Here is a 20,591-nt window from a genome sequence, read left to right as displayed (position 1 = left end):
ATACAAACAGCCAAACAAAGGCTAAAGGCTGTAGAGGCTACTAAGTTTCGACTATTAACTAAACAAACAATGAGAAAAATACTTAATAAATTGATATATAGTGTATTGGCATTCACGGTTTTTGCCAGCTGCACCAAAATAATTGAAGTAGATTTGAACAGTGCCGCCCCCCAGCTGGTGATTGAGGGGGAGGTAACCGACCGTGCTGAGCCTTACCGGGTAAAGGTGAGTCGCACGGGAGACTATATGGGCAACGAAGTGCCACCCAAAGTAAGTGGGGCAATGGTAACCATCAGCGATGGCAAGCGTACTTATACGCTGCAGGAAAATACTGAACAGTCCGGCACTTATCAAACCAATGCTTTTGTGGGCACGCCAGGAGCTACTTATGTACTAAAGGTAATTGTGGGTGAAACCACCTATAGCGCCCAAAGTACTATGCCCAACGAGTTGCTGGATTTTAAGGTAGAGCAAACCGCTTACTTTGAGGGAGATGCGTCGAAAGGTGCAGGATATTATTTGCAAATGTACGCAACTGACCCGCAAGATGAGGTAAATTTTTATCAATGGCGCTTTACCATCAACGATACCATTCGTGACAAGCCCGAAGATTTGGCAGTGGCAGATGATGCCTGGATTCAAGAGAATATTGAGGGTTTTCAAGCACCTTATGCGCTCAAACCCAACGACAAGGTAAGTTTTTCGATGCTTGCCATCCCCAAGGCTACTTATGAATATTACCGGGCACTCGATGAGCTTTTGTTTAACGACGGAGGCATGTTTAGTCCGCCACCTGCCAACCCTACAGGCAATGTAAGTGGTGCCTTGGGCGTATTCAGTGCGGTATCTATCAAAACCAAGCATTTGGTCATTGCAGAGCAATAGCGTTTCTCTTTGTTTGATTACTGGATGTACTTGATTTGAGAAGTTTGTATAATGCGGTGTGTGTATATACTCATTGTCTGGGCTTACATACACCGCATTGTTTTCTTACCAACGCCTCAAAGCTCCACCTTGACTTTATCGGCAGTATCAAGTGTTTTCAGGGCACTGTCTCTATAAGTTTTGGCAGTTTTCCCTTTGTTTTGTGGATGCCAGCCAGGAGGCATTACCAAATACTTTATTTTGTCAATAATTTTTGGAGTGGCTTTTATGTCTTTGATCAACGATTTCCATAAATCAAACTGACTACTCAAAACACTTTCTGTGTTCAGGTCTTTGTCCATGACCCCAAAAACTGGCTTTACCTGGGCTACTTCGCTTTGGTAGGTCTTAAATATTCTATCCCATATCGACAATGTATTGGCAAAATTGGTATCGATATAGAGGTGATTGCTCGAATGGTGTACCCTGTGCAACGAAGGAGTGATCAGAAATTTGTCAAGCAAAGGGGTATGTTTGAGGTGCCGCTCGTTTAAATGGGTAAACACGGCATAAATACGCGATAAACCATTCATTATAAAAATAATGTAAGGGTGAAAACCCAACAAAGGCAGCCAGATCATCAAGTGAATGTATTGCACAAAGTCAAACACCGAGCCCCTGATAGATACACTCATGTTCATTTCTTTGGGAGTATGGTGTACCCCATGAATGCACCAAAAAAACCGCACTTTGTGTGCCGCAAAATGAACTACCCACCAGACAAAGTCGAAACAGACAAAAGCAAGTACCCACACATACCATTCATTGCCCAAGGTAAGTAGTCGGGCATTTTCATAAAGCCAAAACATTATTTTGAGCTGCAACACAGCAAAAAACAAAAAATAGGGCAAGCTTCCCAGTGAATAACAAAGCAGACTTACCCAACTTTCTTTTTTTAGCTTTATTTTTTTGCCTACCCAAAGCAGGAGCAATTCTACTATAATAAGGGTAAAAACAATGGGCAAGAAAAAGGGGGCAATTTGGTCGAAGACAGATTGAAATGTTGATTGCATTAGATCAAATAGTTTAAAAATCAGGCATTTAGCCATAAATTAATAACTTAAGTTTATTTAATCTAATTCTAAATAACAAAAAACACATCATAGTATTTGCATTTATAAAAACAACTCTTGAATAAGTGCCAGTTGTACCAAATAAAGTTACAAAACACCACGATGCATGGCTCTTTTAGCGACTTCGCACTTGAGCTATCAAGTAGCTCCTGTCAAAACCAATTGCTTCGTCAAAAGAGCCATAAAAACCTTCAATATTCATCGACTATCTCCAAGCTGAGTTATATCGAGGCTACTTGGCATAGTCAAGCCTATAAACATATTTTTCCGGCCCTTTAAAAACCTTGTTTTGGTACTGATGGCTTTGCAAACGTTGTTGGGCGTAAGCCTCAAAGCCAGCTTTGTTTTTGACTGTCCAGGCTATCTCTATTGCTTTAGCATCGGCATAATCTTCCATTCCCCGTTGCTCGTCTACCAAACCAATAAAACCAGTGGGCGAAGTCTGATAAATTTTTGTCCAGCCTTGGTCGGCTACCAAACGATACCCCAGAGTTTCTTCATAAAAACGCTGCATTTTGAGCAAGTCTTGGTGGTAAGTCCAGGTGATGGCTCCATAAAAATTTAATTGATTGATGCGAGTTGTTTTGCGGGGAGCCTGGGCAAGTACTGCCATCAGCAATTCGTTTTCGGGGTGTTGTTTAAACTGTTCAAACTCCAGCAAATATCCCCCAGGGTCTATAGCCACAAAACCATCATGAGCACCTCCCTCCTGGGGTTTGTAAGTATACTTGATGGGTACTTTGTTGACCTGTAGGTGGGCGTACCAGTCCGGCAATTGATCCGTCAGAAAGGCTACTGCCGTAGATTTGGTTTGCCCTTTGGGGTGGTGTTCGTTCAGTGGGTGTAGTTCAATGGCAGCATCAGCGCTTATCCAAAACTTTGTCGAATCTGCTTTGGCCAAGCCTAAAGTATGGGTATAAAACTGCAGGGCTTCGGTCACATTTTCATAATATAGGTGGGTTACTTGCTGGGTTACCCCCAAAAAAGCCAGGTTGCGATAGTCAGCGTTTTTACTCAATAACATATTCACTCCCTGAGGGCTATAGCCCAACAAACGCCCCAAACGTCGGGCAAAAGCTTCCCTAACTGCCAGATCATTGCCTTTATAGCGTTTCAGGTCAGCTTTTAGTTGTTGATATTGCTCCAGTCTCTTACCTCTATAAATCAACACCACTGTCTTGCCTTTGGTCAACTTTGCCGGAAAAAGCAGCGTTACCGGAAAGTCTGTTTCGCGATAAAGCTGTACTGGGTATCGTTTGGCCACCAATACAAACTCTTTCCACCACTCATCCAGTACTGCCTTTTCCATTGGGTAATGAAGGCTCATAGGTTTGGCATCGTTGGCTACCATTTCGCAATAAACATCAAACGCAACCACAATGCTTCGGTCTTTGGGTGGGCTTTGACAAGCTGCCAAACCAACCACTACAAAGTATAGGTAATGTATAAACTTTTGCATGTGGTCAAGATAGAAGAAATATAGTAAGACTCAAAAAGGAGGTTTTTAAAATTTTGAGCACTCGAATACAACAAATATTCCACTATCAGAAACCCTTAACTAAAATAAATTGGCAGCTCATCGTCATTCAAAATTATTTTGAGCAAATCCATTACCCGTGGTCGGGGTTGAACCCCCCGCTTGACGGCTTGCTTCACCTGTTGTTTGATTTGATCTTTGAGCCCTGCATCAAAAAGCAGCTTTACCAATACATACAACTTTACATCTTCTTGATCTGCGTAATAGTGTTGATGAAAAAAGGCAATGGCTTCGTCGTACTCAAACAAGCTAAGGTGCATAGCAAAACCCAATGTAGTCAGGTTGTTGTTCTTGTTTTCCTTTATTTTTCCCTCCCGTTTGTAACTGTAATAACTTTTTTTTGCGTTTTTTTTGGGAGGTGCAAAACCATTGATTTTGAGTAATTGCGTAGCTTTTTCTATGGCCTGATATTTAAGGTCAGGAATGGTCAAAAACTCTTCAAATGCCGCTTGTAAACTCTTGTACTCTGAATAACCGCCAAAACTATGTGCATACATCAGGTCAATGCCCTTGTCTACTACAGCAGCTTTGCCCTCGTTGAGTTCTATCAAAAACAGTATACTTTCAAAAAACTGGTCTTTGTTGATGCCCACCGAATTAAAAGGGCTTTGGGTAGTAAAATAGCTCAAGCTTTCTGCTTGGCACAGCACCCCATACAACCCCGAAAGCAATTGTACCTGAAGCCCCAGGTCTTTGTCAGGGCGGTTGTGTTTACTCAATGCTTTGTACAATTGTTTCACCAAAAAACGCCACTTACTTCGATCTTTTTTGGGCACCATCTGGTTGGGTTTTATATAGTTTCCTTCCTTGGCATTGAGAATAAAAACTTCGGTTTCATCTTTTAGCTCCGCCAAAGTAAGCCCCGCCTTGCGCACCGAAGTAGGCTTGGCAGCGGGGTTTTCTATCAAATTCTGTAAGGCTTCTTTCTTTGCTTTAGGCAATTGCTTATAAAATTCAGCTGCTATTTTTATCAGCTCTTCTTTTTTATAGTTAGCTAGTTTTTCCCTTAGCTCACCTACTTTCATCATCTGCTGTTGTTATTTGGTTACCACGGTTTCCCAACCATCATACGATCCATTAAAATCTTCGGCAAGTTGGCGTAAGCCAGAAGTTACCGGAAATATAGTGTCTAGCTCGGGTACATCGTTGCGCCATACCTGTACTTGCAAAGGGAGCTCTTTGTCGTCACTCTCAGAGGTGCCCTCTACCTTGAACCCTTGCTTGGCTACCTCACCAGAGAAGCGTTCCAAATCGTCTTGATGGGCAAAAAACACCCAATGGTCAATTCTTCGGGAAGCTAACAAATTGTCTCCGGCTTCTTCTAGGTGCAACACTACTTTTTGGTCATACATGTGGTGCATAATCTCATCAGTAGGAAACAAAAACTCTTGGTACAACGCCCAGTCTTTGTCTTCTTCTATGCTAATGTAGCACTCATAGCCAGGTAGTTGGCTTTCGTATAACTTATTGAGCCCTTGTTCTACATTATTTTTTTCCTTCAGATAAAAATACTCCATGCGCTGAAAGTCATACATAAATGAAGCTACATGAATGCAATCAAAATTTTGCTCCATAAAACCTACTATAGCATCACTGGTATCGTGCACTGCCTGCAAGTCGCGCTCTTCCGGAAAACCATCTTCACGTTCGCCTCCAAAATTAAATCCTGTAATCAGCGCAAAAGGATAGTCTGCCTCTGGCGCAGTTTCTATCAAATCCATCCTCAAAGTAGTGAGCCCTGGCTTGCCTTCTTCATAACTGGCAATGTATGAGTCCCAATGTTCTTGCACTTCTTCTTCCATTATTATAATTGTTTATTTAGTTAATAGTTTTTTAGTCAGCAGTCAGTAGTCGGGAGCTTTCTCGATTTACCTAGCCCTTGGTGTAATTTAGTCAATAGTTTTTTAGTCAGTAGTCAGGAGCTTTCTCGATTTACCTAGCCCTCAGTGTAATTTAGGTAACACCAATATTTTTGCAAGTATGATAGTCAATAGTTTTTTAGTCAGTAGTCAGGAGCTTTCCCAATTTACCTAGCCCTTGGTCTAACTTAGGCAACATTAATATTTTTGCAAGTATGATAGTCAATAGTTTTTTAGTCAGTAGTCAGGAGCTTTCCTAATTTACCTAGCCCTTGGTCTAATTTAGGCAACATTAATATTTTTGCAAGTATGATAGTTAAAAATTGGGAGTCCGTAGTTGGGACAATAATTTTGTTCCTGTACAAAATCTAGTGATAGTCTATTTAGAGTGTTTTAAGCGCAATATAAATCTATGTTACAAGCTTAAGTGAAGTACTGATATTTACTGAAGTTCAACACTTGTTAAACCATCACTTAATTTTGTACAGAAGGATAATTTTTAGCCCCGCTTCGCGAACCATAAAGCCATATAACTATAAAACAATCATGAAAACTACCCCGCCCAATTCTCCCTATCCAGGCTGCGGTATTGAATCGCTTCCGCTAAATGTTCTACCTTTATTTCTTCGCTATGGGCAAGGTCGGCAATAGTGCGCGACACCTTCAAAATACGGTCATACGCCCTTGCCGAAAGCCCCAAACGCTCCATCGCCGTTTTGAGCAAAGTTTTTCCTGACGGACTAATGCTGCACAATTGCTTGACCATCGCAGGGGGCATCATGGCATTAGAATGTATCTTTTTTTGGTCTTTAAATCTATCAGTTTGTATTTCGCGTGCCTTTATTACCCTTTCCCTTATACCGGCACTGGTTTCGCTCTTGCGCATGGCTGTCATTTCGTCAAACGATACTGGAGTTACCTCTACGTGCAGGTCGATACGGTCGAGCAAAGGACCACTTACCTTGTTGAGGTAGCGTTGTACCACTCCGGGGCCACACACGCACTCTTTTTCGGGATGGTTGTAATAGCCACAAGGACAAGGGTTCATACTGGCAATCAGCATAAAATTGGCAGGGAAATCTACCGACAACTTTGCCCGCGAAATGGTTACCTGACGTTCTTCCAAAGGTTGGCGCAATACCTCTAGCACGGTACGCTTAAACTCAGGCAATTCGTCTAAGAACAGCACACCATGGTGCGACAAAGATATTTCGCCCGGTTGAGGAATGCCTCCCCCTCCTACCAAAGCCACATCGCTGATGGTATGGTGGGGCGACCTAAAAGGGCGAACAGAAATAAGTGCCGAGTTAGCAGGCATTTTACCCGCTACCGAATGTATTTTGGTGGTTTCGAGGGCTTCGTGCAGGGTAAGTGGAGGCAGTATAGACGGTAGCCGTTTGGCAAGCATCGTTTTGCCCGCCCCCGGAGGTCCTATCATAATCACATTGTGCCCTCCGGCAGCAGCTATCTCCAGGGCGCGTTTGATGTTTTCTTGCCCTTGTACGTGTTCAAAATCTGCCTCGTAGTCGTTCAACGTATCAAAAAACACTTCACGGGTGTTACTTTCCACAGGTTTAATCTGAGAATTACCCTCCAAAAAATCAATTGCCTCCTGCATGCTTTCTATGCCTATTACCTCCAGGTTGTTTACAATGGCGGCTTCTTTAGCATTTATTTTGGGTAAAATAAAACCTTTATAGCCTTGGCGGCGGGCTTCTATAGCTATAGGCAATACTCCTTTGACTGGACGCAAACTGCCATCGAGCGAGAGCTCACCCATGATTACATATTGGTCTAACAAGTCAGGGCTGATTTGCCCAGAGGCTGCCATTATTCCCATAGCAATGGGCAAGTCATACGCAGCCCCCTCTTTGCGAATATCAGCGGGCGCCATATTAATCACTATTTTTTGGCGGGGCATTTTATAACCCAAGTATTTAATGGCGGCTTCTATGCGTTGTTGGCTTTCTTTTACTGCATTATCGGGGAGCCCTACCATAAAGTATTTGGTTCCCTTACTTACGTTTACTTCTATGGTGATCAGGTAAGCATTGACACCATACACCGCACTTCCGTAGGTTTTGGCTAACATGGAGGGTTCTTTATTAAAGTTGGTGAGCAATTATTTTCTTTACACTCTTTTTGCGGTTTTTTAACATCCGCTTGAGGGTTTAAAGCTAGTAAAAAACCTTTAAAATAAATCGAAGGCTTGGGTATTTTGATCAAGATGTGAGGCAATTATGTTTGGAGCACTGATTTTTTGTTGATTTATAGGCAAGTTTTATAAAAATAACGATGATTTAAGTCAGGTAAGTAGCCGCAAGTAATTAGCTATAAGTCCTTAGATACCGATGTATATCGGTGCTACAAGTAAGGATAACTCATGCATAATATGGCTGTTACACCTACTCATTAGGTATATTTAATTCTGCCTCGGTACTTAATTTACCCAAGAATCCTTCTGCCGTACTCAATAACTGTTGTTGTTTTGCTTCGTCCATCTTATCAAAGCTTTTCACCAACATGCCCAGGCGGGGGTTTTGTTGAAAAAAACTGCGGTGTGTGTGCATAAAGCGCCAAAATAAGGCATCCCAGGTGGCTTGCCAATCGCTTTTTTTATAATTACTCATTTTCATTAAATAGTTACTCCCACTGATATAGGGCTTGGTAGACATTAGCCCTCCGTCGGCAAACTGGCTCATACCGTATACATTGGGTACCATTACCCAGTCGTAGGCATCAACAAACAACTCCATAAACCAACGATACACTTCATCAGGATCAAACTCGCACAATACCATAAAATTGCCCAACACCATCAATCGCTCTATGTGGTGGCAGTACCCCGTTTTCAGTACTTTTTTAATGGTCACATCTACTGGGGTTATTCCTGTGGTTCCTTCATAAAACGAAGGAGGTATTTTGCGGGTAAAGCCCCAATAGTTTTTGGTGCGTTCTTCGGTACCTTTGTATTGGTATACTCCTCTGATAAACTCTCGCCAGCCAATAATTTGCCGCACAAAACCTTCTAAAGAATTTAGGGGCACCTGTTGGGCCTGGCTAAACGCTAAGGTGTTGTCTATTACTTGCCGGGGAGTAAGCAAGCCCACATTGAGCATAGGCGTCAACACGCTATGATTCAAAATTACTTCTTCTTGAACAATGGCATCTTCGTAAGTACCAAACTCGGCAAGTCGTTCCGTTAAAAACGCCTGAAGCCAAGCCTCAGCATCGGCAAAGTTGGTGGCATACAAAGGGGTGTCTCCAAGCCAGCCAGGGTGGGTGCCAAAGTGTTGTTTGGTATAACGTTTGGCTTCTTCATAAAAGGGGTTGGTAGCAGGAAACCGGATAGGTGGTGGTACTTTTTTGCGAGGGTATTTTTTACGGTTTTCAGTGTCAAAGCTCCACTTACCACCCACCGGGGTCAGGTCTTCTTCTACCAGGATTCTACGCTTTTTGCGTTCTTCAATATAAAACTTGGTTTGAAAAAACTTCTTCTTCTTGGTTTGAAAAAAAGCCTCTAAGTCCGTCAGGGTATTTAAAAAAAGCGGGCTGGCAAGAAAGCAAACTTCTATGTTTTGTTCTGCAGAAGTAGTCCTTATTCTTTTCTCAAGCCAGTTGTCAGCAACCTCTATACACTGAATGCTTTGTACACCCTGAGACTTTAAGGAACATGATCGCAATAACTGTCCGGTTTAGAACATATCCTCTTTACTGACTTTCGTTACTTTTTTCGCCGTAGCTATGGCTACGACTGCAAAAAGTGCCTCAGCCAGCCTCGAGTATACGCCCTCAATCTCGACACTTATTTTGAACATGTTCCTAAGTACACAACTAACTTGCGAATGTCTGACAATTCATCCTGAGAAGAAATGTAGTGCACCTCGCAACCTTTAGTCTCTAAATAATGGGCATAAAACCGCATGCTGGCTCTATGGAAAGCTATTTTTTGTTGGTGAAATGGGTATTGCCGAAAAAACAGCCACTCTTCTACTATGTATACTGGGTGTTGGCGCAGAGGCAAGGGGCTTTGGGCAAACAATTGATGAGGGAAAACAATATTGGCTGTATGCATTTCTTCTATGATATTTTTTTCAACAGGGCTACTTACTGCCCCGGTTAGACCGACAACGTTGGCTACAATACTTGACCTCATCCCATACCTTAGCCCATTTTTTGCGCCAGGTAAACGGCCTGCCGCATACTTTACAATCTTTTACAGGTAGATGTTGCTTTTTCATAGCATTGTATCTTTTTAGTCTTGATAAATACTTGTCAAAGCCGTTTGTTTATTAATCAAGTAAAATCAGGGTAAAAAGTCTCTACTAGCTTAAATTTCTTTTACTTACTCTAAGCGATACAACAAACTTGTCCCTCTTTATCTTAACTTAAGCCAAGGTAGCAAGAAACAGCGCGTAGCTACTGCCTTATTTTTATTTGAATTAAGCCAAATAATAACTAATTTAACGAATCGAAATCCAAGCTTAGATTTTAAAGCAACTTAATAATCACTATTTAGGTCAAATGTTTGCTTTAATGTCTACTTTTAGTAAAACTACAAAAATAACCTAATCCATGGAACCGTATCTCTGAATGTTATACTTCTTCAAAAACCTGTCCTGCAAGGAGTTTTCCGTAGTCTTGGCTACGCAAAGATTAGCTGAAGCAGAGCTCGGCACAGTACAACTGTAGCCTCGGTTTTTTTCACCGTCTAACATCCTGATATTGTCTTCTCTTGGAATACTTTATTTTTTCCGTTTTACTTAGATAAAATCACTCAGTAGTTGATCATTTTAACAAAGCTATTTCTCCCAATATCTCACAAATGAAAAGCGACAGATATTTACATTTTTCTATTACTTTAGATAGTTTCTTCCGAAAATATCAATCAGGGCTCACCTTTTTGTTTGTACTATTTTGTGTGTTCCTTGCCGATCTCTTCTTTAGTACTTTCATTCCTGCCAACAAAATTCCGGTATTAGAAACTTTTCTAAAATCGCAAAGTCGCTTGATCATAGATTTTGCCCCCGAAATATGGCTTACCTTGTTAGGACTGGTGCTGGGTACACTGATTATTGTTATTTCTATTGCTTCGCAAAGCACCCCCAAACTAATTGACCTTTACATTAGCGACCAAACCAGTTTATTATATGTATGGTACATTACCTCAGGCTCGGTGCATAACTTGTTTTTGCAAATAGAGTTGGTAAACAACCAGGCATACAAAGTCAACATACTGCTCAACACCTACGTAATGCTGCCCATTGCCCTATTGCTTGCCATTCCTTATGTGTTGTATATATTGCGTTATACCAAAACCAGTAACGTCATAGAAAAGATTTTTGCCGATAATATGATTCGCCTTGAGCGCCTCATTCATCCTGCCAATCAATCGTTGCTCGAAAGCAGTAAAACTGTGGCAAGTTATCAGCATCGTTTATTCGAATCACTCAACCAATTAGACGATTTGCTGGAGTATGTGTCGTTTAAAGAACCCAAAGGCGACGTAATCAATAAAATGGGCGAAACTATCCGATCTTACATCAAAATCAAAGACCAGGTCAATCCCACCTTTTTCAAAATAAGCCCTTCTATCCGCAACGATGTATCGTTTAAAACAATGACTGGGCAATTTGATGACATAGAGAAAGAACGCACTTTTTACGAGCAAAAAGGGTATCGCCTGTTTGGCAATGCTTACCTTAAGTTGTTAGACAAAGATTTTTTTGACCTGGCATCGTTGTGCGCCTCAGAGCTTGCCAGCTGTGGCAAAACTGCCATTGAGCAAAAAGACGACCCACTCATCAACGCCACCATTATTCGTTTCAATACTTTTTTGAGATTTGGCATCAAGCACGGCTTGCGTAACGGCGAAGCCCGTAACCTTTATAATGCTATTTTTCATTATAGCGACTTTATTAAAGCTATGGTACATCAACGCTTTTTGCAACACACCAAAAAGAGTTTCTTTTACCTTAAAATTTATGTGAGCGAAATTTACCGCCATAGCCTCAAAGAGCCTTCGTTTGCGTTTTTGGTAGATGTGTTTACCTGGGAAATGAAAAAGATATTGGTAGAGGTAAGCAAAACTGAGTTGCCCATTTCATTGCAAGAAGAATTGCTGGATATATTTTTACAAATAGACAACCTGGCAGGCTTCGAGCAAGACCTTGACCACAAACGCCGCTTCAACCAAAATATTCGGTTGTTCCATATTGCTATGGCATTGTATTACCTACGGGTAGATAAAAAATCGTTGGTAGAAGCAATTATTGAAGATATTTTGGAAGACCACCAATTCATAGGTGCCGAAGCATTGGGGCAAGACATTATTGCAATCTGTAAACGTTTGGAAAGCTCAAGTCCTACGTTTTGGGAAGACACCGACCGAGGCAACGCCAACTTATATTTTTCAGAAGATAAAGAGTTTTTATCTGAGTTTATTACAATGTTTAACAAACACCTCAACCACGCCCTGGCTTACAACCCATCTAAGTTGCAAAACAAAGCCAAAGACAGCGACCAACCGACCGATCAAAACGACGAGACATAAACCATTCGTTATATTTTAAAAGACTATAAAAAAGCCGAATGTTTACAAACAACATTCGGCTTTTTTAGTTCGATAATCAATCATTGCCAAGTTTTTTCAAACAAGCCAAACTACTTTGGCGTTTTTCTATTATTTGTGTATTTTCATCAAAGTTTAAAGAAGAGTAAAAAGCATATCCCCTATTGGTAAAACAGAAAAAATAAAATGCCCCAAGGGAACAAAATACCTGTTTGGTGAACAAGTGCATCGATGAGAGATGACGTTTGGTAAAGTAGGTTATTTTTGTAGTTTTACTTAAAGCTTGTTTACAGTGTATCTTTGAAGTAAAAAAAGATGTTACCAAGCATAACAAGTGTGCTTATTCACCTACAAATCAATAAACAATGCAAAAAAACCTCAAGAGGATATTTTTTCTTGGCATCGTGTGTCTGCTTTGGCAGTGCAAAACAAACCAGGCAAGCAGCAAAAAAGTAAAAGTAGATATTGCCCCCAAAGCATCGCTTAAGCTTACTTTCAAAGGCAGTCGGGGCTCTAATGCAAGTTCGGTGGTATATCACCCCAACAAACAAATGTATTACTCGGTCATTGCGGGTAGCTATCGTTATCCACTTGAAACATTTGACAGCCAGGGCAAGTCTATTTATCAGGCAAGGGCAGGTATGAGCACCCGTGGCATGTGGTGGAACCCCCAAACCAAGCAACTGGAACGCAATGTAAAAAAAGGAATTGCCGCAACACAACTCAACCAAGATGGTTATGCTACAAGCGATGACCTGAAGGTGATATTAAAGGCTGATTTACACCAACCCAATGGCAACTCATGTGGCGTGTATGACCTTGACGCTGACGAGATTTTGTATTATAGCTATGAAAAAATATATCGGTATAGCCGTAAAGATGCCCAACTCATTAGCAGTTATTACCTGATAGGCTTACCTACTGATGGCGACAACTTGAATGCCAACAGCATGATTTATACAAGTAAGCCTGGTATGGAAATAGGCTTGCTTGACTATAAGAATAAAAAGGTGCATTTGTTTGACAAAAAAACGCACAAGTTTGCCAATACCATAGATTTGCCCGAAAACACTGTCACTAGTAAAGAGTACCGCTTTGGGTATGCCAATGATTATATCTGGTTGTTTGACATTGGTGAACGTAGTTGGGTGGGTTACAAAATATTTAAATAGATTAATTACGAATGAGGGAATTACGAATTACGAATGAAGGCGAAGCAACTATGGTCTACAGACTACTAACTCTGGAATAATAGACGAATGGATCAATTACGAACCGACCATAGGGAGCTCTGCTTTAGCTAATTACGAATGGTTCAATTACGAATGAGGAAATTACGAATTAAAGCGAAGCCAATATGGTCTACAGACTACTAACTCTGGAATAATAGACGAATGGATCAATTACGAACCGACCATAGGGAGCTCTGCTTTAGCTAATTACGAATGGTTCAATTACGAATGAGGAAATTACGAATTAAAGCGAAGCCAATATGGTCTACAGACTACTAACTCCGGAATAATAGACGAATGGATCAATTACGAACCGACCATAGGGAGCTCGCTGGGCAGTGTGGGCTATTGGACAAGCACCAATACAAAATACATTGAGCTTAGGTCGTTAAGTACTACCCCCATGCAAATAGGCAAGGTGAAGTTTCCGGGCAGCAATGCCATTTATAGCCTTAAAACTACCCAAGGTGGTTTATGGTGCACCCACCCCAATGGTAAAAAGCAGTTTTTTAAGTTACTGCCCACTACTTACAGAAGTAAAGGGTTTGAGCAGGCTGGAGTGATTGAATATTTAGAATCCTCAGGAGACTTTACAACCTATTGGTATTATACCAGTCAAAATCCTCGCAATAAAATTAAACTGCAAACTTTGAGGCGAGACGGTAAAAAGTTCCGCTTTCAGGTGAAGTTCCCCGGGCAAAAGGCTACTTACTGGCTAAGTTATCAGCCTATGTGTGATAGCGATATTACTTGCCTGCACCCCAATGGACGCAAACAAGTATTTGAATATTATCGTTGGAATAAGTAAGCTTTTTGTGTATCAACAAAAGCAAGTTTGAACAATTGGTTCAGGCTTGTTTTTCACTTGAGGGCTTACAAAAAGGTGACCTTAGCTAACTTAAGTAGCCGCAAGTAATTAGCCATAAGCTACAAGTAAGGGTAACTCACTCATCATAATGCTGTTACACTTACTCATTAGATATATTTAATTCTGCCCCGGTACTTACTGTATAAAAATATTAAACTTATGAAAACCATAAAAAAATCAGGCCTTATTTTATGTTTTTTATACTTGATGAGTTTACAAACCCAGGCTCAGATAAGGTCGTCTTTTTTTCAGAGCAAGGGCTTTGAGAATTCAGGGGTAACCGAATACTTAGAAATAGCGGAAGGTAGCCCAGTTTTGTATTGGACAGGTTACAACAAGAAACCTGTGACTTTGATAATAAAAGACACGAAGCATGTTTCGTTTGATGGTAAAAGCATTTCGCACTATTGGGTAAGTTTTCCTGGAGCCAAGGCAAAATATCATTTGATTCATACAAAATATTATGGGTTGTCAGACGAAACAATACACAAACTAACTTGTATTCACGCCAATGGCAAAGTGCAACTCTTTACATCTTCACCAGCGGTATTTTATAGCAAAAATTTTGTAAAAAAAGGCTTGACAGAATTTCTGGAGAAGTCAAAAGATGGTAAATTTTTCTGGTATTATACCAATTTAAATAAGCAGCGTAAAATCAAGCTAACAAAAGTGTCAAATTCTGACGGTGCCAACCCAAAGTATAGGTTTCCGGGGCAAAACAAACTTTATGAAATTACCACTACTATGTCGTGTCGTGGAGGGTATTTTTGCCGCTATCCCGACGGGCGTGTTCAAAGGTTTGATATTTATCATGGACATGAATAGGGGGGAGGAGAATGAAAGACGATCGCGTAAAAGTATATTTTGATACTGAGTTTATTGCCAAGCCTTTTCATTTAGAACTTATTTCAATAGGCATGGTACGCGAAGATGGCAAAACCTATTATGCCATATCATCAGAGTTTGACCCCAACAATGCCAAGCCTTGGGTCAAAGAAAACGTAATAGCCCTGCTTGAGCCCGAAATCACCCCAAAAGCCATTGCCCAAATACGCGAAGAAATTCTCCTGTTTTTGGCGCATCGAACTCCCGAATTTTGGGCATATTATGCCAGCTTCGATTGGGTGATTTTTTCGTGGATTATGCAAGATATGAATGCCATGCCTGCCCATTATCCCAAATATTGCAACGACTTGCGTCAGGAAATAGCCCGCCTCAAATTTCCAAAAAACGAAATACCCCGTGCCCATAACAAACACAACGCCCTAAACGACGCCCTTTGGAACCAGCAGTTACACCAATTATTGATAGATTTTGAACAAGGGAGGGGTTAATCATGTGCCTAAAGTACTTGGGCTTACCTTGGAATCCGCTCCAGGTCTTGTTTTAGCTTACGCAACAAAAATGTTTGTGTGGCTATTTGCTCATTCAGCATTTTCAGGTTTTGTTTTACATTGGGCGCTTGGGTGGCAAGCTCAGTATATACAGGTACGAGGGTTTCGTACAGGTCTTTGAGTTCCAGGTTTTGTTTGATCAGTTTTTGGTAAGCTTTTACCAATTTGCCCGTGTGGGTAGTCAGCCGTTCTTGGTAGGGGTCGAGCGTGGGCAGATTACTTGATATTATGCTGGCAAATAGTTGTCTGCGTTAGAGCCAGCATTGATGTATGTTAAGCAATGAGTGTTTTGCGGTACTCGTCAAGGTAGCTATGCAGGTATATCACAATAAAACTATACTTTGACTGAAGAAAATGAGTAAGTTCACATGGTTTTACTGTCATGGCAGTGTGACGCTTCTCTATCAGGCTAAACACATATTTTATTCCTTCTACAATGGCAAACAAACCTTCGGTATCTTCCATTACTTCTTGTTTGCGAAATCGGGTCACTTTTATTTGTAGCTCTTTGAGCAACTTACATATATCATCACTTTGGGGGCATATAATCTGTAGGGCACGTTTGAGCTTTTTATCTGCTTCGTTTTGAGCCGCTTGTTGTTGTGCCTGACTTTTATTGGGCAACACCCACAGAAAAAACACTGCCCAAAAAAGAATGAACGAATATTTCATAGATACAACTGATGCAATTTGTTTTGTTAAAATAAACGCCAAAACTACACCAAGAGTTGGTCTATCTCCAAATATATTGCGGGTTGTCTACCCCAAAGTTCCTACATTTATCCAATCATTAGTTTGTTCGTCTTTGCTGTGGAGGCGTGCCATTTGGTCAGCCCTTCGCAGTACATCAGGAATACGGTATTCGCTTACTAGGTTCAATGCCACTGTTTTGGCAGTATCCAGTGCTACCAAATGTCCAGGGCTTACATATTCGGGTTTTATACCTGTTTGAGTACGCAAGGCGTAGCCTACGACTTGCCCTTTATGGGCAATATCAAGTATACTTCCTTGCTCGTTGCCTACTTGCCCCGAAAATTTTAACAAGCTTTTTTTTGCTATACCTATAGTGGGCAAACCAGTTTTTACTCCCAGCCAGCAAGCTACACCAAAAGTACGTGGATGTGCAATACCGTGCCCATCAACCACCAGTAAATCAGGACGTGGCAATGTAGCATCATTGAGCAAGTGGTTTACCAGCGCAAATAATGGGGGGCCTTCGCGAAAACAAAAAAAGCCTGGTACATACGGAGCCATCACCGCTGTTACACCACTGTAGGTACCCAAATGGTGGCCATTATAGTGCTGCAAGTCTCCGGCAATATAGGCTTTGTCGCTCTCGTATTGAATGTCTAAACCTAAGATTACGTCATTGTCTTGTGGCTGATATCCTTGCCCCAGCGTGGGTATTTGTACTTGAGCTGCCATCAAGCGTTGTTCGTTTGCCCATTGAGTTTCTATATCATTCATATTACTAAAATAGGTATTTGTATAAAAGCATAGATTGATTTCACATAAAAAACTTTTTTTATGTTCAAAAATGCTTGTATTTCGTATCAACTAATAATCAAATACTTATATAATTTATGAAAAAAAATATTTTTATAACCATTATTGGCTTGGCTTTGTGTGTGGCTCAGCTACATGCACAGCAAATTTTTAAAGGAAAGATTACCTATAAAACGACTTTTTCGGGCGATGAAAAACTAATAGAGCAAGCCAAGCTTTTTCTGGGAACCACCACCGAAGTGGTCAGCGATGGCAAAAAGTTCAGGTATTATATAGACGGAGGAATGAGAAACAGTGAATTTATCTTTGAAGCAGGAAAGAACGTGTTTTATAGTATTGATACTAAAAAAGAAACCATCACCAAAAATAGTTTAAGAGCAAAGTCTACCCGCGACCGCAAGGTAACTGCTAAGAAAACGGGCAAGGTAAAAATTATAGCAGGGATCAAAACCCACCATATAGAGCTCTACAGTGGCGACAAAAAACAAGTAGAGGTGTGGCTGAGCGATGAGTATTATTGGAATTTAAAAGACCACCCTTATAAAGTAAAAGGCATGTTGCTGGAAGGGAGTTTTAAAGACCTGAAAAACCAAGTCATACTGGCTTTGGTATTGTTGCACCCCAGTGGCAAAGCTGCCATAGAAATGACTGCTCAGGAAGTGGATACCAACGTGCCTAAAGATGCTTTTAAGCTTCCTAAAGGGTTTAAAGTGACTGACAAGACCAAATCCAAATCACAAGAAACAGAGAAAAAAGTCGAGAAAAAGAAAACAGTAAAAGGGGGCGAATAAAGCCCACTTGACAGAATATACAAAAGAGCCTTACTTTGCTAAACATTCGCAAAGTAAGGCTCTTTATTTTTTAAGGTTAGTATAGATACTCTAAAATAATTACATATTGTACTTGCCTGGTGCCAATATGTTTTCAGGGTCAAAGCTGGTTTTTAACGCACCAAGCAAATCTACATACTCAGGTTGTAAACCCTCTTTATAACCTTCAAAAGCTCCTATGCCACCACGGTAGGGATAAAACCCTTGTGCTACCAAAGCTTTAGCTCCTTCTTTGTAAAATGCTTCGGCTTTTTGCACTTCCTCAGGAGCGTCGCTACAATCGGTGTTGGCAATCATTACCAAAGTACGAGGAGTAATAAAGGTAAAAGTTACCTTAAGCTCGTAGTGGTACTTATCACACAAGGCAGTAACCAAAGCATAGAGCTTTTCTATATTAGTTTGTGTAGCATTGCAAGTAGCGTTTAACCAACGAAACCGCCCATCAAAATCTTTGGCATATTTGATATGATCTACATTGGGCTTGTTGAGTAGTATGCTAATGGGGCGATTGCTCGGAATCCCTTTTTGTAGCCCCACTACAAACTGAAATGTATGCAGGAATGGCAACTTTTTAAGGTTTTTATCTATCCAGTGCAACCTGTTTAGAAAAGCATCGGTTACAAAGTGTATTTTGCACCCCTTTACCCCTTTTTTAAAGGCTTTTTTTACCGCTTTTTTGCGGGCGTGTGCAACTCCTTTTTCACTAGATACCGACCCGGTAAGGCTCCAGGCACCCGTCACATTTTCTTTTTCATTGCCCGACGCCCGCGACTTATTTGTAATATGCACCGCACTATTTACAATGCCTTTGAGGCGAAGTTCCCTCATTACCTCTACCAGGTTGCCCAAGTCGCTTTCGTGTTTGGTAGCCACAGCAAACATACAAAAATGGTCGGGTTTGGGCATCAGCTCTAGAGTCATCTCTAGTACTATGCCCAGGTTAGACTGTAAGAACATACCATCGAGACAAGGACCAACGCCTTGACGAAATATATTCCTGTCGTGGTTTTTTTGCTGAAAAGCGCCAAAACCAGTTTGCACGATTTGTCCGTTGGGTAGTAATACTTTAAGGCTGATGATGCTATTGTATCGGTTGCCATAGTCGGTATGCCCAAAACCCCTTTCGAGAAAGTTGGCCAATACACTTGAAGTTACCGGACCAGCCGTTACATCCATTTGCAGCCTTGACCCGGTGTGTTCCAAGTGAGCCGATAATTGCCCCTGGGTAACGCCAGGCTGTATGGTTACATAGCCCAGTTGCTCGTTTACCTCAACAATATTGTCCATTTTAGACAATTCCACAATTACCTGGTTTGGCTTGGTGCCCTGAGCACTTCCATACCCCCAGTTTTTACCCTTGCATATAGGGTAAAGCGCTGCCCCTGTGTTTTTTGCCCATACCAATAATTTTTGCAAATCATTGATAGAGTCAGGCAGCACTACACAACAAGGGTATACAGTAGTACCTGTAAGGCTTACTGCATAGTTTTCGAGGGTTTCGTTGTCAGACAATACCTTGCCTGGTTCTTCAAATAAGCCTTGAATAGAAATGGTTTTCTCGCTGTTCATTTGATGTAAAGCACTTGTATGCTTAGAAAAGTTCTTACTTTTTGATCATTTTTAGCATACCATTCCATAGGTTACTTAAGTTGACAGGAATGAGCGTAAGCAAACCTTCACTATTGAGATAGTGAGGGTTTAGCCGCATAAACTCTTGTATGTATTCATTGGTTTTTGCCGCTTTATCAAACCTTGCTACATCCTCTTCGGTAAGGCGGGGTGCATAAGGCAATGATACAATATTTTCACTTATCATATTGAGGTTGTAGGTGTCTATTACAAGTTGTCTAATACCTTGCATGTGGCTATTGTAACGCAGGTTGGGTCTGGGATAGAGTTTTTTCCAATAACGACAGCCTCCACTATACACAAGGGGGTTGAGCGTAATACCAAGCAAGATTACTTCTGAAAGAAAATGCTTGAGTTTAAACTCTATCAAGAGTTTAGAGTAAAGACCAGTAGGAAATGAACTTCCTCTTTTACTTTTATCAATGCCCATGGCAGGACGTGCCACGTAGAGATTTTTTTTGCCTTTGATTTTACGGTAAGAGTATGAACCAAAGCCTATATCTTCTCCTTGCTCATTTTTGATAAGCAAGATGTCTATTTGATCACAGCCTTCATACGTTTTTCTAAAATAATGAAGGTTAAACCTCTCATCTGCGGTTAAAGAAAATAAACGATAAATTCTTTGCTCAAGCGATGAGTCAGGGGCAATACAATTTGTTTTGATTACTTCTATGCTTGTTTTCATTAAATAAATTAATCAGTATTGTAATAAATAAAGAACATCTAGCATGCTGAAAGATCACTAATTCAATTTCTGTTTTAGCCGATTTATATATTAACTCTCAATTATCCTGTGACAAAGGTATTTGAAATGATATATATAATTACTTGCTTGTACCTTTTATAATACTTTTGCATCATGGTAATTGTACTTTTTGAATAAGTTGTCGCATTTTTACAACAAAGCAAAATGTACATGCTATCTAAACAAGGCTTTTTGAAGCGACAGGTTAAATACCTGTGTGAAGTGTCTGTGTTTGGGAAGTTTTTTGATGAGCTTTTTGTCAGGATTTGGCAAACCAAACCTATAAGCCTTCCAGGGATGAGTACGGGTTTGTGAGCCTGTATTGCCTTTGAAAATTAATATTTAAAGTTGAGCAAAAAGAGAAGGAACATCGTGTTGTAAGAGAGTAGGAATCACTTATGAAAAAAGAGAAAAGAACGTTTG

The 20,591-nt window shown here is 40.7% G+C and carries 20 protein-coding genes; 7 read left to right on the top strand and 13 right to left on the bottom strand.

Annotated features, from left to right (window positions below; all coding sequences use genetic code 11):
* Nucleotides 1-69: 69 nt before the first annotated feature.
* A complete protein-coding gene (locus M23134_RS21480) occupies nucleotides 70-885 on the top strand; it encodes a DUF4249 domain-containing protein (RefSeq protein WP_002699888.1) in 816 nt (271 codons plus the stop codon).
* A 116-nt stretch (nucleotides 886-1,001) separates the two neighbouring features.
* Here the strand turns inward: M23134_RS21480 and M23134_RS21475 are convergent, their stop codons facing one another.
* From M23134_RS21475 to M23134_RS40025, 8 genes are all read right to left on the bottom strand, one after another.
* Complete coding sequence (locus M23134_RS21475; RefSeq protein ID WP_002699886.1) at nucleotides 1,002-1,937, bottom strand: sterol desaturase family protein; 936 nt, start codon at nucleotides 1,935-1,937, stop codon at nucleotides 1,002-1,004.
* 292 nt (nucleotides 1,938-2,229) lie between these two features.
* Nucleotides 2,230-3,456, bottom strand: coding sequence for a VOC family protein (locus M23134_RS38635; protein WP_002699884.1), 1,227 nt, complete (start codon nucleotides 3,454-3,456; stop codon nucleotides 2,230-2,232).
* Nucleotides 3,457-3,551: 95 nt separating this feature from the next.
* Entirely contained in the window at nucleotides 3,552-4,562 is a 1,011-nt protein-coding gene (locus M23134_RS21465; RefSeq protein WP_002699883.1) for a hypothetical protein, read from the bottom strand.
* A gap of 9 nt (nucleotides 4,563-4,571) precedes the next feature.
* Nucleotides 4,572-5,336, bottom strand: a complete 765-nt coding sequence (locus M23134_RS21460) for a DUF695 domain-containing protein (RefSeq protein WP_002699882.1) — start codon at nucleotides 5,334-5,336, stop codon at nucleotides 4,572-4,574.
* A gap of 610 nt (nucleotides 5,337-5,946) precedes the next feature.
* Entirely contained in the window at nucleotides 5,947-7,485 is a 1,539-nt protein-coding gene (locus tag M23134_RS21455; protein WP_002699881.1) for a YifB family Mg chelatase-like AAA ATPase, read from the bottom strand.
* Nucleotides 7,486-7,798: 313 nt separating this feature from the next.
* The gene (locus M23134_RS21450; RefSeq protein ID WP_002699880.1) at nucleotides 7,799-9,076 is read right to left on the bottom strand and encodes a cryptochrome/photolyase family protein; all 1,278 of its coding nucleotides are present in this window, start codon (nucleotides 9,074-9,076) and stop codon (nucleotides 7,799-7,801) included.
* A gap of 122 nt (nucleotides 9,077-9,198) precedes the next feature.
* Entirely contained in the window at nucleotides 9,199-9,468 is a 270-nt protein-coding gene (locus tag M23134_RS21445) for a cryptochrome/photolyase family protein (protein ID WP_002699879.1), read from the bottom strand.
* A gap of 28 nt (nucleotides 9,469-9,496) precedes the next feature.
* Nucleotides 9,497-9,634 carry a DUF2256 domain-containing protein gene (locus tag M23134_RS40025; RefSeq protein WP_002699878.1) on the bottom strand — a complete coding sequence of 46 codons (138 nt, stop codon included), beginning with the start codon at nucleotides 9,632-9,634 and terminating at the stop codon, nucleotides 9,497-9,499.
* A 584-nt stretch (nucleotides 9,635-10,218) separates the two neighbouring features.
* On the opposite strand from M23134_RS40025, the gene M23134_RS21440 reads away from it, so the two are divergent.
* The 5 genes from M23134_RS21440 to M23134_RS21420 all read left to right on the top strand — a co-directional run bounded on the left by M23134_RS21440 (nucleotide 10,219) and on the right by M23134_RS21420 (nucleotide 15,398).
* Nucleotides 10,219-11,946: a hypothetical protein gene (locus M23134_RS21440; protein WP_002699877.1), complete on the top strand. Its 1,728-nt coding sequence runs from the start codon at nucleotides 10,219-10,221 to the stop codon at nucleotides 11,944-11,946.
* A gap of 383 nt (nucleotides 11,947-12,329) precedes the next feature.
* Nucleotides 12,330-13,136 (top strand): hypothetical protein, encoded by an 807-nt coding sequence (locus M23134_RS21435; RefSeq protein ID WP_002699875.1) that lies wholly within the window; start codon nucleotides 12,330-12,332, stop codon nucleotides 13,134-13,136.
* 463 nt (nucleotides 13,137-13,599) lie between these two features.
* Nucleotides 13,600-14,004, top strand: coding sequence for a hypothetical protein (locus M23134_RS21430; RefSeq protein ID WP_045114061.1), 405 nt, complete (start codon nucleotides 13,600-13,602; stop codon nucleotides 14,002-14,004).
* A 219-nt stretch (nucleotides 14,005-14,223) separates the two neighbouring features.
* Nucleotides 14,224-14,889 (top strand): hypothetical protein, encoded by a 666-nt coding sequence (locus M23134_RS21425; protein ID WP_002699872.1) that lies wholly within the window; start codon nucleotides 14,224-14,226, stop codon nucleotides 14,887-14,889.
* 11 nt (nucleotides 14,890-14,900) lie between these two features.
* Nucleotides 14,901-15,398, top strand: coding sequence for a 3'-5' exoribonuclease domain-containing protein (locus M23134_RS21420; protein WP_002699870.1), 498 nt, complete (start codon nucleotides 14,901-14,903; stop codon nucleotides 15,396-15,398).
* A gap of 23 nt (nucleotides 15,399-15,421) precedes the next feature.
* Here M23134_RS21420 and M23134_RS21415 read toward each other — a convergent pair whose 3' ends face one another.
* The 3 genes from M23134_RS21415 to M23134_RS21405 all read right to left on the bottom strand — a co-directional run bounded on the left by M23134_RS21415 (nucleotide 15,422) and on the right by M23134_RS21405 (nucleotide 16,925).
* The gene (locus M23134_RS21415; RefSeq protein ID WP_002699868.1) at nucleotides 15,422-15,622 is read right to left on the bottom strand and encodes a hypothetical protein; all 201 of its coding nucleotides are present in this window, start codon (nucleotides 15,620-15,622) and stop codon (nucleotides 15,422-15,424) included.
* A 109-nt stretch (nucleotides 15,623-15,731) separates the two neighbouring features.
* On the bottom strand, nucleotides 15,732-16,130 hold the full coding sequence (locus M23134_RS21410; protein ID WP_002699866.1) for a hypothetical protein: 399 nt from the start codon (nucleotides 16,128-16,130) through the stop codon (nucleotides 15,732-15,734).
* 87 nt (nucleotides 16,131-16,217) lie between these two features.
* A complete protein-coding gene (locus tag M23134_RS21405) occupies nucleotides 16,218-16,925 on the bottom strand; it encodes an endonuclease V (RefSeq protein ID WP_002699864.1) in 708 nt (235 codons plus the stop codon).
* A 116-nt stretch (nucleotides 16,926-17,041) separates the two neighbouring features.
* On the opposite strand from M23134_RS21405, the gene M23134_RS21400 reads away from it, so the two are divergent.
* On the top strand, nucleotides 17,042-17,755 hold the full coding sequence (locus M23134_RS21400; protein ID WP_002699862.1) for a hypothetical protein: 714 nt from the start codon (nucleotides 17,042-17,044) through the stop codon (nucleotides 17,753-17,755).
* 99 nt (nucleotides 17,756-17,854) lie between these two features.
* Here M23134_RS21400 and M23134_RS21395 read toward each other — a convergent pair whose 3' ends face one another.
* Together M23134_RS21395 and M23134_RS21390 are read right to left on the bottom strand one after the other, a co-directional pair.
* Nucleotides 17,855-19,363, bottom strand: a complete 1,509-nt coding sequence (locus M23134_RS21395) for an FAD-binding oxidoreductase (protein WP_002699860.1) — start codon at nucleotides 19,361-19,363, stop codon at nucleotides 17,855-17,857.
* A gap of 34 nt (nucleotides 19,364-19,397) precedes the next feature.
* Nucleotides 19,398-20,108, bottom strand: coding sequence for a hypothetical protein (locus tag M23134_RS21390; protein WP_002699858.1), 711 nt, complete (start codon nucleotides 20,106-20,108; stop codon nucleotides 19,398-19,400).
* Between the last annotated feature and the right edge of the window lie 483 nt (nucleotides 20,109-20,591).

Source organism: Microscilla marina ATCC 23134, from assembly GCF_000169175.1.
GTDB lineage: Bacteria > Bacteroidota > Bacteroidia > Cytophagales > Microscillaceae > Microscilla > Microscilla marina.
The sequence above is the reverse complement of the archived record's forward strand: the minus strand, read 5'-3'. Positions and strand labels throughout refer to the sequence as shown.